Origin of the sequence: Acinetobacter sp. 18QD2AZ41W, assembly GCF_009829025.1 — a bacterium.
Classification (GTDB): Bacteria; Pseudomonadota; Gammaproteobacteria; order Pseudomonadales; family Moraxellaceae; genus Acinetobacter; species Acinetobacter pseudolwoffii.
Window position 1 is genome coordinate 65,866 of record NZ_WURP01000001.1, and the last position, 13,584, is coordinate 79,449.

The 13,584-nt window shown below is 43.9% G+C and carries 12 protein-coding genes and 1 pseudogene; 7 read left to right on the plus strand and 6 right to left on the minus strand.

Going from position 1 to position 13,584, the window contains the following annotated elements; genetic code table 11:
- Positions 1–2 precede the first annotated feature (2 nt).
- A complete protein-coding gene (locus GVV58_RS00315; RefSeq protein ID WP_005096981.1) occupies positions 3–197 on the plus strand; it encodes a heavy-metal-associated domain-containing protein in 195 nt (64 codons plus the stop codon).
- Positions 198–262: 65 nt separating this feature from the next.
- Here GVV58_RS00315 and GVV58_RS00320 read toward each other — a convergent pair whose 3' ends face one another.
- Positions 263–868 (minus strand): TetR/AcrR family transcriptional regulator, encoded by a 606-nt coding sequence (locus GVV58_RS00320; RefSeq protein ID WP_005096979.1) that lies wholly within the window; start codon positions 866–868, stop codon positions 263–265.
- Positions 869–1,400: 532 nt separating this feature from the next.
- Between GVV58_RS00320 and GVV58_RS00325 the strand changes: the two genes are divergently transcribed.
- From GVV58_RS00325 to GVV58_RS00335, 3 genes are all read left to right on the plus strand, one after another.
- Positions 1,401–3,182, plus strand: a complete 1,782-nt coding sequence (locus GVV58_RS00325; protein WP_005096978.1) for an acyl-CoA dehydrogenase C-terminal domain-containing protein — start codon at positions 1,401–1,403, stop codon at positions 3,180–3,182.
- A 79-nt stretch (positions 3,183–3,261) separates the two neighbouring features.
- The gene (locus GVV58_RS00330; RefSeq protein ID WP_171062587.1) at positions 3,262–4,437 is read left to right on the plus strand and encodes a thiolase family protein; all 1,176 of its coding nucleotides are present in this window, start codon (positions 3,262–3,264) and stop codon (positions 4,435–4,437) included.
- Positions 4,438–4,554: 117 nt separating this feature from the next.
- Complete coding sequence (locus GVV58_RS00335) at positions 4,555–6,051, plus strand: succinate CoA transferase (protein WP_005096976.1); 1,497 nt, start codon at positions 4,555–4,557, stop codon at positions 6,049–6,051.
- Between the two features lie 88 nt (positions 6,052–6,139).
- Here GVV58_RS00335 and GVV58_RS00340 read toward each other — a convergent pair whose 3' ends face one another.
- Positions 6,140–7,216: a putative zinc-binding metallopeptidase gene (locus GVV58_RS00340; RefSeq protein WP_005096974.1), complete on the minus strand. Its 1,077-nt coding sequence runs from the start codon at positions 7,214–7,216 to the stop codon at positions 6,140–6,142.
- A 246-nt stretch (positions 7,217–7,462) separates the two neighbouring features.
- Here GVV58_RS00340 and GVV58_RS15570 point away from each other — a divergent pair.
- The 3 genes and pseudogenes from GVV58_RS15570 (at position 7,463) to GVV58_RS00355 (ending at position 9,991) form a co-directional block, all read left to right on the plus strand.
- A pseudogene (locus GVV58_RS15570) lies at positions 7,463–7,910 on the plus strand (GNAT family N-acetyltransferase).
- Between the two features lie 109 nt (positions 7,911–8,019).
- Positions 8,020–8,982 (plus strand): IS30 family transposase, encoded by a 963-nt coding sequence (locus GVV58_RS00350; protein WP_159515744.1) that lies wholly within the window; start codon positions 8,020–8,022, stop codon positions 8,980–8,982.
- A gap of 121 nt (positions 8,983–9,103) precedes the next feature.
- Positions 9,104–9,991 (plus strand): DMT family transporter, encoded by an 888-nt coding sequence (locus GVV58_RS00355; protein ID WP_005096969.1) that lies wholly within the window; start codon positions 9,104–9,106, stop codon positions 9,989–9,991.
- A gap of 68 nt (positions 9,992–10,059) precedes the next feature.
- Here the strand turns inward: GVV58_RS00355 and pcaD are convergent, their stop codons facing one another.
- From pcaD to GVV58_RS00375, 4 genes are all read right to left on the minus strand, one after another.
- A complete protein-coding gene (gene pcaD / locus GVV58_RS00360; RefSeq protein WP_005096968.1) occupies positions 10,060–10,839 on the minus strand; it encodes a 3-oxoadipate enol-lactonase in 780 nt (259 codons plus the stop codon).
- Positions 10,840–10,902: 63 nt separating this feature from the next.
- A complete protein-coding gene (gene pcaF / locus GVV58_RS00365; protein ID WP_159515745.1) occupies positions 10,903–12,108 on the minus strand; it encodes a 3-oxoadipyl-CoA thiolase in 1,206 nt (401 codons plus the stop codon).
- 126 nt (positions 12,109–12,234) lie between these two features.
- Positions 12,235–12,888, minus strand: a complete 654-nt coding sequence (locus GVV58_RS00370) for a 3-oxoacid CoA-transferase subunit B (RefSeq protein WP_159515746.1) — start codon at positions 12,886–12,888, stop codon at positions 12,235–12,237.
- A 19-nt stretch (positions 12,889–12,907) separates the two neighbouring features.
- The gene (locus GVV58_RS00375) at positions 12,908–13,579 is read right to left on the minus strand and encodes a 3-oxoacid CoA-transferase subunit A (RefSeq protein ID WP_005096964.1); all 672 of its coding nucleotides are present in this window, start codon (positions 13,577–13,579) and stop codon (positions 12,908–12,910) included.
- Positions 13,580–13,584 lie beyond the last annotated feature (5 nt).

The following is a 13,584-nucleotide window of genomic DNA, read 5'->3' on the forward strand; positions in this document are numbered from 1 at the left end:
ATATGAAATTCCGTATTGAAAATATGACCTGTGGTGGCTGTGCACGCAGTGTGACTGCTACGATTAAAGATCTGGATGAAAATGCCACCGTTCATATAGATGTGGCGACTAAGCTGGTCGAAGTTGAATCGACAGTCACTGAGTCCGAGATTGTCGCGGCTTTAACCGAAGACGGATTTCCGCCAATTGCTGCTTGATATTTGTTTAGTCATTCAATTGAAATAAAATGCCGGATTCAATCCGGCATTTTTTATTATAGGGCTTAGACTGACGAGATTTTATCCGGGGTCATCAGCGCCTGATTAATATACAGTTTAATCAGACGTTCACGCGAACCAATCGCTTTTTGATAATTGGTTGAATTTAATAATAGTGAAGCTCCATAAGTCACGGTCCAGATATAAGACAAATAATCCCGAATCGACATGGCACTTTCTAAAGCCACCAGATAATCATGGGTCATGTCTTTAATCCGGATAATCCGTTCTTCGCGAATCCGATAAAGCTCCTGAAATAAATCTTTCAGGTTTTTTTCATTATTGGTTAAACGCTCTTCAATCACATGCAACAGGATGGTGCGATTGGAATTGAGCATGTGATAGAGCATATATTGCGAAACATAATTTTTAATATCGTTATTATATTTTTTTGATATTTCCAGGATTCTTTTTTCATTCAGAATAATTAGTTCTAAATATAACTGGTTCTTGCTTTTGAAATGCTTGTAGATCGTTCCTTTCGCGATGTCCAGTTCACTGGCAAGTTCACTCAGGGTAATGTCCTGATTATTGTCCAGTAGCAGGCTTTCAGCCATGCTCAGGATCTTCTCTTTACGAAGAAGGAAGTTCTGCTGTCTTACAGTCGTCATCTTCTTGGTCCATATTTTTCGAAAAAGAACCTTTCAAGAATATTCAATTTTACCCAAGATAGCTATAAAACTAAGGTCGTGATATTTATCTAATTTTGTATATTTATGCAGCAACTGCTAACAATGAAAAATATATATGGTGTCAGTCTGGAAATATTGTCAAGAAAACTGAACCCTAGAGATCAACTTTGCTAAATAAAATTCCATTTTCAGCATAATTATTTTATTGTTTCAGCACATCAAGTGAAATCATTATTCGGTTTAAGACCGTCCTGGCAAAGGATTATAGTGGTGAATAAAGAATCATTTTAAGCCTGCTTGGTTCAGTAAATAACGGTGACATAAAGCTTGGGTTTTTAAATTTTATGTCGCTTATTTAGTTGAATGAGATTTACTGCTGGATTAATTCGAGATGATGATTTTCGATTGATATGCATTGATTGAAGTAAAATCATAAAAAAGATTTTCATTAATCAATGATTATAAAACGCTCAGCAACAGAATTGAGTATCACCAGTTAAGGAATGTAAGAATGCCTATTTATAATGCGCCGCTAAAAGACATGGAATTTATTTTAAATGATGTGTTTCAAGCTGAACAATTTTGGCAAGGTAATGAAAATCTTGCACATTTAGATATGGCAACTGCAAATGCAATTCTGGAAGAGATGGCCAAATTTTCCAAGAATGTCATTCTTGACCTGAATCGTCCTGCGGATGAAGAAGGTGGTGCTCAGTTTAAACATGGTGAAGTGACCACACCTACAGGCTTTAAAGATGCCTTTAAGCAGTTTGCTGAAGGTGGCTGGGTAGGTTTAGGTGCCAGTGAAGAATGGGGCGGGCAGAATATGCCAAAAATGCTGACCGTGCTGGCCGATGAAATGATCTGGAGTACTAATCCATCATTTATGCTTTACCCGCTGTTAACCGTAGGTGCAGGCATGGCGATCAATGATCGCGCTTCACAAGAACAGAAAGAAACTTATTTACCAAAATTCTATACAGGCGAATGGTCGGGCACCATGTGTCTGACTGAGCCACATTCAGGTACTGATCTTGGCATAATCAAAACCAAGGCTGAACCCAATGAAGATGGCAGCTATAACATCAGCGGTACCAAAATCTTTATTACCAGCGGTGAACATGACCTGAGTGAAAATATCATTCATCTAGTGTTGGCAAAAACACCAAATGCACCCGCCGGTTCACGTGGCATTTCCCTGTTTATTGTGCCGAAATTTCTGGTGAATGCAGATGGTTCACTCGGTGAACGTAATGCAGTATCTGCGGGTTCAATCGAACATAAGATGGGAATTAAAGGCTCAGCGACCTGCGTCATGAACTTTGATGGTGCCAAAGCTTATATGGTCGGTAACGAAAATGAAGGACTGGCCGGCATGTTCGTGATGATGAACTACGAACGTCTGTCGATGGGAATTCAGGGCATTGGCGCGGCAGAATTTGCTTATCAGAATGCGGCACAATATGCGACAGACCGTTTACAGGGACGCGCCTCGACCGGTGCGAAATCACCGGAAAAACCAGCCGATTCGATTCTGGTACATGGTGATGTGCGCCGGATGTTGCTGAATGTGCGCGCCAACAATGAAGCATCTCGTGCCTTTGCTGTCTATGTCGGTCAGCAGCTGGATATCACCAAATATTCGACCGATGCTGAAGCGGTGCGTAAAGCGACCGACCGTGTGGCTCTGTTAACCCCAATTGCCAAAGCATATCTGACTGATAAAGCATTAGATTCTGCACTGGAAGCGCAAATGTGCTTCGGTGGTCATGGTTATATCCGTGAATGGGGTATGGAACAATGTATTCGCGATCTGCGCATTTCACAAATTTATGAAGGCACCAATGGTGTGCAGGCAATTGACCTGATTGGCCGTAAAACTACCAAATGTAAAGGTGCTTATATTGCAGAGTATATCGCTGAAATCCGCGAGTTCGCCCAAGGTCTGGATGATTCATTGACGATTAAAACGGCGACATTAGAGACCTGTCAGCAACTGGAAGACATCACCAGCTTTATCGTCGAGCAGTCTCAACTGAATCCGGACTTTGCTAACTCGATTGCGGTCGATTATCTGCATGCGGTGGGTCTGCTCAGTTTTGTGTATATGTATGCGCGTATCAGCAAAGCTGCAGCAACGAAAGACGATAGCTATTTCCAGAACAAATTGGTACTGGCGAATTATTATGTCGCCAAAGTTCTCCCGGATTTGAGTGCCCGAATTCAACGTATTCAGGCAGGTGCAGAACTGGTCATGCAATTACCTGAAGACTATTTCACTGCACAGGCTTAAACCGGCAAGTATTGCGAAGGACAAACACTGCAGAGCTTCTGCTGTGCGGTGTTAAATAACAATGATGAAAAAGGATGAGATTAGAATGATTGTAATTGTAGAAGCTGTACGTACCGCAATGGGCGGTTTTCAAGGCTCACTTTCAAGCTGTACGGCGCCTGATTTGGGTGCTGTGGCGATCAAGGAAGCTGTAGCTCGTGCTGGTTTAACTGCAAACGATATTGATGAAGTCATTATGGGCTGTGTACTGCCGGCGGGTTTAAAACAGGGCCCGGCACGTCAGGCCATGCGTCAAGCCGGCTTACCGGATTCAACAGGTGCCACCACGATCAATAAAATCTGTGGCTCAGGCATGAAAGCGGTGATGCAGGCAGCAGATGCAATCAAAGCGGGTTCGGCTGAAATTGTGGTCGCAGGTGGCATGGAATCTATGTCTAATGCGCCATATTTGATGGACAAGGCACGTGCCGGTTTCCGTATGGGACATGGCAAAGTCACGGATCACATGTTCCAGGAAGGTCTGGAAGATGCAGAAACAGGTCTGTCGATGGGAATTCTGGCACAGGAAATGGCAGATAAAAAAGGCTATACACGCGAACAGCAGGACGATTATGCCATTGGCTCATTAAACAAAGCGGTGACGGCTGTTCAGCAAGGCTTCTTTAAAGATGAAATCGTAGCAGTCACTGTCAGTAACCGTAAAGGCGATGTAGTGGTTGAGCAGGATGAACAACCTTTAAATGCCAAAGCAGACAAAATTCCAAGCTTGCGTCCAGCCTTCAAAAAAGACGGAACCATTACCGCAGCAAATGCCAGTTCAATTTCAGACGGTGCTTCAGCACTGGTGGTCACCTCTAGTGAAATTGCTGCACAGCGTAACTTAAAACCGCTGGCTAATATTTTGGCCTATGCCAGCCATTCGCAGCATCCTTCGGAATTCACCATTGCACCTGTCGGTGCGATTGAAAAAGTCCTGAAAAAAACCGGTTGGGATGCCGCTGATGTGGACCTCTGGGAAATTAATGAGGCTTTTGCCATGGTGACGATGCTAGCCATTGATGGCTTTAAACTGGATACTGCAAAAGTCAACATCAACGGTGGCGCATGTGCGCTCGGTCATCCACTGGGGTCTTCTGGTTCCCGTATTATTGTGACCTTGATTCATGCCTTAAAACGTACTGGTGGCAAGAAAGGTATTGCCGCACTGTGTATCGGTGGCGGTGAAGCAACTGCGATTGCAGTGGAACTGGTTTAAGTCCAGCCAAAATTCAATGCTCGAATTAGCAAAATTAATTATTGATTGATTTAGACGCTAATGCTCTTGGTTCATCAGGAGCAGATGCCTCTTTATTTTATATTTTTGAGATTTTTTATGAACGGTTTAGAGCGCATTCGTTTGCTCCCATTACAAGATAAAGTCGTATCTGTCGAAAAAGCACTACAACTGATTCAAGATGGCGATGTAGTTGGTTTAAGTGGTTTTGGGGGGGCAGGTGAAGCGAAAACTGTGCCTTTGGCCTTGGCTGAATATGCACAGAAGTATCCAATTCATATTACCTTGGCGACAGGTGCAAGTCTGGGGAACCGGATTGATGGAAAACTCAATGAAGCACATGTCATAACCCGCCGTTATCCTTATCAGGCAGATCCTTCTTTACGTAAAGCGATTAATGCCGGTGAAGTGATGTATGTCGATCAGCATCTCTCTGAACTGGCCGATAATATCCGTCATAAAAACTTGCCAGCGATTAATGTGGCTGTAATTGCTGCAACTGCGATTACTGAAGACGGTCAGATTATTCCGACAGGCTCTTGCGGAAATTCTGCAAATTTCATCGAAATGGCAGATCGGGTCATTATTGAAATTGATATGACGATTAATCCCGTACTAGAAGGTGTTCACGATATCTATGTACCTCAAGCGCGCCCAAACCGCGAGCCAATTCCTCTGACTCAAGCCAGTGACAAAATTGGAACAATCGGGATTCATGTTGCACCTGAAAAAATTTCTGCGATTGTCATCAATGAGATTCCAGACACTTCCTTTGGCATGGACGAACCGGATCAAGAAACGCTGGCGATTGCCAGTCACCTGATTCATTTCTTTGAACAGGAAGTGGCAGCAGGGCGTTTACCTGAAAATCTGGGGCCGCTGCAATCCGGTGTGGGCTCCGTGGCCAATGCGGTCTTTGCCGGCTTCGAACATTCCAATTTCAATAATCTGGAAATGTATTCTGAAGTCTTGCAGGATTGCACTTTCCAGCTTATCGATTCAGGCAAGATGACCTTTGCTTCAGGTTGCTCCATGACCCTGACCGATGACTGTGCCGCACGAGTGATGAACAATTTTGATCGATACAAAGATAAAATTGTCTTGCGTCCACAGGAACTTTCCAATAATCCTGAACTGATTCGCCGTCTCGGGATTATTGCGATTAATACAGCACTTGAGTTTGATATTTACGGAAATGTGAATTCAACCCATGTTACTGGAACCAAGATGATGAACGGTATTGGAGGCTCGGGAGATTTTACCCGTCATGCGCATATTGCCATCTTTGTGACCAAATCCTATGCCAAAGGTGGTGCGATTTCTTCAGTCGTTCCCCTAGTCAGCCATACCGACCATACCGATCATGACGTTGATATTCTGGTGACTGAGCAAGGTTTAGCAGATCTGCGTGGTTTGGCACCGCGTGAACGTGCCCGCAAGATTATCGATATCTGTGCTCATCCAGATTACCGCGAAAGTTTAAATCATTATTTTGAGCGTGCCTGTGCGCGTGGTGGTCAGACACCGCATTTATTGAATGAAGCTTTGTCTTGGCATGCCCAATTTGAAGAAACCGGTTCAATGAAAACCGCTTAATACGTTTAATCGCATTGATCATCAAATAGAGCCCGTTGTATACGGGCTTTATTCATTTGATTACATCCATTTTTTTGTCGTTTAAAGATCATTTGGATGATTTAAAAACTTTTTCCAGTACATGCCGATGTATAAATCGAAGCTTGTCTTTTACCGCTTCGGTCAGCTTGAATGGGTAGGCATCTTCCAGACCCATACAACGGTTCAAGGCATTTAAATTAAAGGTTAAGGTAACCCAGTTTGCAAGAATATGTTCAACGTCCTGTCCGCCAATTGGACATTCTTTAAAATCCATGCTGGCCAGATAGCCACCATTGCCAATAACGCGGATTCCAGCATAGTAAGCAGTTTCCAGTGTTTCCATCATATGCAGATAATGCGCCCAGGTTTCTGCCCAGTCTTCCCAGGGATGTGCGGTGGCATAAGCACTAATATAGTTTTCCTGCCAGTTGATCGGGGCGCCGTCATTATAATAAGTTTGCAGCGCCTCACTGTAATTTTGCCGCTCATCGCCAAAATAATGACGAAACTCTTCAATCAGTTCCGGATGTAAGTGTTGCATCAGTGCAAAATAGTAATGTCCGCTTTCATGGCGAAAATGGCCCAATAAAGTCCGGTAATTTTCTCCCATATTCACGCGTGTTGTTTCACGATACACCACATCCGCTTCAATCGCATTTAAAGTAATCACACCATTGGCATGACCAATCAAAACCGGCTGATCATCTTCAGGCAGTAAAAAATCAAAACGCAGGCCAAATGGATCATCTTCAGATTTTTTGGGGCGTGGCATCATGTTCATACGCTGCGCCAAATAAAGGAAGCGGCGTTTGGCCTCTTCCAGTCGAAACCAGTAAATCAGGTTCTCTGAATTTTCCAGATCAGGAATCACATGAGTGAGTTGACAGGACTCACAAAAATCTTCATCTTCATTACTGGGAATCATCCAGTTACATACCTGATAGTGCGTATAGTTATGACAGGGTTTATAACTGGCATGCTGATAACTTTTGGAGACTGGAATCCATTGATCAGCACTCTGCTTTTTAAATGCGCACAATTCTTTTTCCGAAGCGACATAGCCGATTGGTGACATACAATGATCACAGACTGATTTGTAAAAAAATAGCTGTTGCTGGCAGACGGCGCATTCAAAATGTTTCATCTAAACTCCCTGTAGGGAAGCAAACTGTCTAGAATGCCTACCTAAATTTCATCCTATTGTAATAACATCATAAAAATTTTAATAAAAACTCTATATGGCTGAATTGTAAATGGAGGATGCTTGGCATTATATTGTGAGCTAAATAACTCGTTATTTTTAAATAGAAAAAGATTGCTTAGAGAAATACAAATTGACAGATGATCTGTTTTTGCAACAAAGCCAGGTTAAGGTGAAATTTAAAATAATATGAACATTAGAAAAGCTACTGTTCAGGATACATCTGCTATCGTAGAAGTCATTGCACCATTTGTAGAGGCTGTCACTACGGCAGAAGAGGGACGCTTACGTTTTAAAGCTGAAGTAATTCAAACCATTTTTGAACGGCCAGATAATTTATTATTATGTGGCTGAAATTGACCGCAGAATAGTCGGTGTGGTGGCTTATATAGCACCTGCACATTTCATGCATTTTTTCTTGAATAAGGCTTATCAAGGTCAAGGTTACGGTCGCCAAATGTGGCGCTTTTTAGAAAAACATATTCGTAGCCAAGGTCATCAATCTATTACTGTAAAATCCAGTTTATATGCTTTGGATATTTATAAACGCTTCGGTTTTGTTGAAATGGGCGAATACACTGAGGAAAATGGCATTCGTTTTATTCCCATGCGAAAAGACTACTTAGCTGAAATTTAAACCATCGCAGATTCAAATCTCAAGTGCGACACATTTGTAGTTAGTTGAAAAAGTTAGGTGTATTCGTAGAATCATTGGACTTTTTCAACTCGCAATTGGAAAGCACACAATGAAGAAATACACCCAACTTTCTCAAGATGAAAGATACGAAATTTATGCTACTTTGAAAAGTAAAAGTTCAATCGCTAGCCTTGCTCGGGAGTTAGGGTGTTCACGATCAACCATCTACCGTGAATTAAAAAGAAATACTGGGCAACGTGGATATAGAGCTCAACAGGCAGCGAAATTTGCAAGTCAAAGACGGTACCGTCCTTCATCACCCATGACAGCATTTGCCTTCGCTTATATTGATTACTTGATTGGCTTGGACTGGTCACCAGAACAAATTTTAGGCGCTTTAACACAACGCGGTTGGCTGGATGTACCTTCACATGAGTGGATTTACCAGTACATTTATGAAGATAAATCAAAAGGCGGTAAACTCCACCTACATTTAAGGCATCAGAAGAAATATCGAAAACGAGGTTACAAAAACACGGATCGTAGGGGGCAAATCATTGATAAAACAAGTATTCATTGCCGAGACCAGGTCATTGATCAACGACAACGTTTAGGAGATTTCGAAGGTGACACTGTAATTGGTAAACATCATAAAGGTGCTTTATTAACTCTCGTTGATCGAAAGAGCCTGTACGTACATATTGTTCATTTAGGGCCAACGAGAGCATCCTCTCAAACGATTACTTGTGCATTAGATCGTTTACGGATGAGCCATGCTTATAGTGTTACTTTTGATAATGGTAAGGAATTTGCCGAACACAAAAGAATCACTGATGCCGGCATAGATACGTATTTTGCTGATCCTTACAAGTCTATTCAACGAGCAAGGAATGAAAATACGAATGGTTTAATCCGGCAATATCTGCCAAAATCATCATCGTTTGATGACGTGTCAAACGAACAAATAGAGCAGATAGAATTTGCACTCAACCATCGTCCTAGAAAAACACTAGGTTGGTATACGCCTAGTGAAGTTATGGCTGGTTTTTATACTGTTGCACTTGCCGCTTGAATCCGCCCATCTAAAAACAATCCAAACTTTCCGCTATTCACCTTCACTCCATTTTTAATTAGTCATGCCTTTTACTTAGGCATAGAATTGGTTCACTTTTGTTATATATGCAAATCATTTTATGGCAATCAGCTGGATCTTTTTCACCTTAATGGCTGCATTTATGCAGGCATGGCGTAATGCATTTCAAAAACAGCTGAGCACTACGGTCGATGTTTGGGGGGTCACGCTGGCACGGTTTATCTTTGCCTTGCCCTTTGCAATAATCTATCTGTCCAGTCTTTATCACTTCAAGCCCGTTGAAAATATTATCCATTTTACTCCCAGGTTTTGGGTCTATATTGTGATTGCTGGTTCAAGCCAGATTTTAGCGACTGCCTTGATGGTGAAGCTGTTTCAACAAAAAAATTATGCGATTGGGGTCGGTTTGGCTAAAAGTGAAGCCATTCTTGCCGCCGTCATTGGTGTCGTGTTTTTAGCCGATCATTTATCGGTACTGGCCTGGATCGGTGTGGTACTCGGTGCTTATGCTGTATTCCTGCTGAGTAAAGGCCAGCAGATCAGCGGATTTTCTGCCCAGACCTTAGCGATTGGAATCGGCAGCGGCTTAAGTTTTGCGATTACCTCACTCTTGGTCAGGGAGGCGAGTCTGGAGCTAAGCACATTGCCAACTGTCCATCGTGCTGCATGGGTACTGCTGATGGTCATCAGTTTTCAATGCATCAGTATGCTGATCTATCTGAGTCTATTTAGCCGCCAGACTTTAGTGGCCATGTGGCAACGCTTGAGATTAACCTTTAAAGTCAGCGTGTGCAGCTTTATGGCATCGCTGGGCTGGTTTACTGCCATGAGCATGATGAGTGTGCCCATTGTCAAAACACTAGGTCAAATCGAGATTTTATTTAGTATGCTGATTTCTGCATATTTCTTTAAGGAGAAACTGGCACGTGCCGAGCATTGGGGGCTGGGCTTGGTGGTGATCGCTGCGATTTTGGTCATTTGGGCTTAATGCTGACTCCATCTTGATAAAAAAAAGCCACTGATGATGATCAGTGGCTTTTTCCTTTTTTGAGCAGTTTAAGCTGCAATAAATGCCTGAACTGCCTGATTGAACGCTTCAGGTTGCTCGACATTGGAAATATGCGATGCATTGATTTCAAACAGTTGGCTATTGGCAATGCTGGCTTGCATCGACTGACCATCAGCAACAGTCGTTACAGGATCTTGCTGACCTGCCACAATCAATACAGGAACTGAAATTGTCTTTAACTGTTCACGTAAATCCGCTTTAGCCAAAGCTTCACAGCAACTCGCATAACCTTCCGGGCTGCCAGCTCCAAGGTCGTTTGAAAGTTCTGCAACAATTGCTGCGTTGCTTTGAATAAAGGGTTCGGTAAACCAGCGTGATGCTGCGGTCGATGCAATCGGTGCCAAGCCTTGCTCACGCACCAGTGCAGCACGTTCCAGCCAGGCCTGTTCCTGACCAATTTTGGCTGCCGTATTACACACAATCACTTGGTTAAAGCGTTCTGGGCGGTTAATTGCCAGCCATTGACCAGTCAGACCCCCCATGGAAATGCCACAGAAAGCAGCTTTCTGGATATTTAAATGATCCAGTAGATTCACTACATCTTGACCCAGTTGATCCAGGGTATATGGCCCTTGTGGTGCGCTCGAGCCACCGTGACCACGGGTGTCATAACACACCACGAAATAATCTTTCTGGAAAAATTCAATTTGTGGCTGCCACATGCTGAATTTGGTGCCCAATGAATTGGAGAACACAATTGCAGGCTTAGAGGTATCCCCAAAAGTCTGGTAATTAATTTGTGCATCGTTAGATGTAAATGTTGGCATTAAAATCCCTCCCGACCTCCCTTTAAAAAAGGGAGGGGAAATTTTCATTAAGTGATATTGCTTTTAGACGCGTTCGATAATCAAAGCAATACCTTGACCGACACCAATACACATTGAACATAGTGCATATTGACCGCCAGTTTGTTCCAGCTGGTTCAAGGCAGTGGTCACCAGACGTGCACCAGAGGCGCCGAGTGGATGACCCAATGCAATTGCGCCACCGTTCGGATTGACTTTTTCTGAGCCGTCTTCAATGCCTAGATCACGGGTACATGCCAGTGCTTGGGCCGCAAAAGCTTCATTCAGTTCGATCACATCCATCTGCTCTAGCGTTAAGCCGGTTTGAGCAAGTAGCTTTTTGATGGCAGGTGCCGGACCAAAGCCCATGATGCGCGGCTCAACACCCACAACAGTTGAGCCAATAATTTTGGCACGTGGTTTTAAACCGTATTGCGCAATCGCTTCATCAGACGCGATCAGTAGGGCGGCAGCACCATCGTTAATGCCTGAAGCATTACCGGCTGTAACTGTACCATCTGCTTTTACCACAGGTTTTAGTTTTGCCAGAGCTTCTGCTGTTGTAGAGGCACGTGGATGTTCATCTTTATCTACGACCACCGGATCGCCTTTACGTTGTGGAATCACCACCGGAATGATTTCTTTATCAAAGAAACCTTTGGCTTGTGCTGCTGCTGTACGTTGCTGGCTGCTCAGGGCAAATTTGTCCTGATCTTCACGGTTAATCCCGAACTGTTCAGCAACATTTTCAGCCGTTTGCGGCATGGTTTCTACGCCGTACATGTCTTTGAGTTTCGGGTTAATGAAACGCCAGCCCATGGTGGTATCTTCGATTTTCTGACTACGGCCATAGGCGGTTTCTGATTTACCCATGACAAAGGGTGCACGAGACATTGACTCGACACCACCGGCAATAATCAGATGGGCTTCACCCACTTTAATCGCACGCGCAGCCATGGAGATAGTATCTAGCGATGAACCACATAGGCGGTTGACTGTGGTTGCAGGCACCTGATAAGGCACACCTGCAAGCAGCGCTGACATACGGCCAACGTTACGGTTATCTTCACCGGCCTGGTTGGCACAGCCATAGATCACATCATCGACCTGTTCCCAGTTCACCGATGGATTACGTTCTATTAAGGCTTTGATTGGAAGTGCACCGAGATCATCAGTACGAACAGGAGCGAGGCCACCGGCATAACGGCCGAATGGGGTACGGATGGCATCGATAATATAGGCGTTTTTCATGTTTTTACTTTCCAAATCTTTGAATCCCTCCCAACCTCCCTTTACTAAAGGGAGGCGTTTTTCCCGGAATTTAAAGGGTGAAAGTCCCTCCTTTAATAAAGGAGGGATTTAGGGAGGATTTATGAATTAGTTTTGAGTCGCATCAATCAGCTTGGCGCCAGTCAATGACTGCAATTCTTCGAATGACAGACCTTCGACTTTCTCAATCACTTTCATGCCTTCGCTGGTGATATCAATCACACACAGGTCGGTATAGATACGATCCACACATTTCAAACCAGTCGCCGGATAAGACAGTTCAGCCACAATTTTTGGCTCGCCTTTCTTCGTGACGTGATCGGTGGTGATGAAAACTTTCTTGGCACCCACAGCCAAATCCATTGCACCGCCCACAGCCGGAATCGCATCCGGTGCGCCAGTATGCCAGTTGGCCAGATCACCATTTTCAGCAATCTGGAAGGCACCCAATACCGCGATGTCTAAATGACCGCCACGCATCATCGCGAAGGAATCACCATGATGGAAGAATGAACCCCCTTCCAGTAAGGTTACGAATTCTTTACCAGCATTGATCAGCTCTGGATCACGGTCTTCTTCAGCAGGAGGAGGACCAAAAGCCAACAGGCCATTTTCAGAATGCAGGAATACATCTTTATCTGAAGGCAGGTAGCTGGAAATTTTGGTTGGCAAGCCGATGCCCAGGTTGACATAAGCACCATCAGGAATGTCTTGTGCCACACGTTCAGCGATCTGGTCACGGGTCAGTTTGCTATAGCTCATTATTTATCTCCGATGCCAATTATTGTGCAGGTTTAACTTGAACAACGTGTTGAACAAAAATTCCAGGGGTAATGATGTGCTCTGGATCCAGTGCACCGAGTTCCACGACTTCAGACACCTGAGCAATGGTGATATCTGCGGCCATCGCCATGATCGGGCCAAAGTTACGGGCAGATTTGCGATATACCAGATTGCCCCAACGGTCGCCTTTAGAGGCTTTGATCAAAGCAAAATCTGCTTTAATTGGATTTTCTAAAACGAAGTCTTTGCCTTCGTAATTTAAAGTCGGTTTGCCTTCAGCCAGCAAGGTACCAAAACCGGTAGGCGTGTAGATTGGACCTAAGCCCATACCTGCGGCCTGAATACGGCAAGCCAGATTACCTTGCGGCACCAGTTCCAGTTCGATCTTACCTGCACGGTAAAGTTCATCGAATACCCAGGAATCCGACTGACGCGGGAAAGAGCAAATGATTTTACGTACAGCCCCGGCTTTCAGCAGTTTCGCCAAACCGTAGTCGCCATTGCCGGCATTATTATTGACGATAATTAAGTCTTTGATACCCAATTCGATCAGACCATCAATCAGTTCAGCAGGCTGACCCGCTGTACCGAAACCACCAATCATGATGGTTGAACCATCTTTGATCTGGGAGAGTGCTTCTTTCAATGATAATGAACTTTTATCTATCATAATCT

Coding starts and splice junctions, on each gene's coding strand:
- GVV58_RS00315 (WP_005096981.1), top strand. CDS start 3: ATGAAATTCCGTATTGAAAATATGACCTGTGGTGGCTGTGCACGCAGT.
- GVV58_RS00320 (WP_005096979.1), bottom strand. CDS start 868: ATGACGACTGTAAGACAGCAGAACTTCCTTCTTCGTAAAGAGAAGATC.
- GVV58_RS00325 (WP_005096978.1), top strand. CDS start 1,401: ATGCCTATTTATAATGCGCCGCTAAAAGACATGGAATTTATTTTAAAT.
- GVV58_RS00335 (WP_005096976.1), top strand. CDS start 4,555: ATGAACGGTTTAGAGCGCATTCGTTTGCTCCCATTACAAGATAAAGTC.
- GVV58_RS00340 (WP_005096974.1), bottom strand. CDS start 7,216: ATGAAACATTTTGAATGCGCCGTCTGCCAGCAACAGCTATTTTTTTAC.
- GVV58_RS00350 (WP_159515744.1), top strand. CDS start 8,020: ATGAAGAAATACACCCAACTTTCTCAAGATGAAAGATACGAAATTTAT.
- GVV58_RS00355 (WP_005096969.1), top strand. CDS start 9,104: ATGGCAATCAGCTGGATCTTTTTCACCTTAATGGCTGCATTTATGCAG.
- pcaD (WP_005096968.1), bottom strand. CDS start 10,839: ATGCCAACATTTACATCTAACGATGCACAAATTAATTACCAGACTTTT.
- pcaF (WP_159515745.1), bottom strand. CDS start 12,108: ATGAAAAACGCCTATATTATCGATGCCATCCGTACCCCATTCGGCCGT.
- GVV58_RS00370 (WP_159515746.1), bottom strand. CDS start 12,888: ATGAGCTATAGCAAACTGACCCGTGACCAGATCGCTGAACGTGTGGCA.
- GVV58_RS00375 (WP_005096964.1), bottom strand. CDS start 13,579: ATGATAGATAAAAGTTCATTATCATTGAAAGAAGCACTCTCCCAGATC.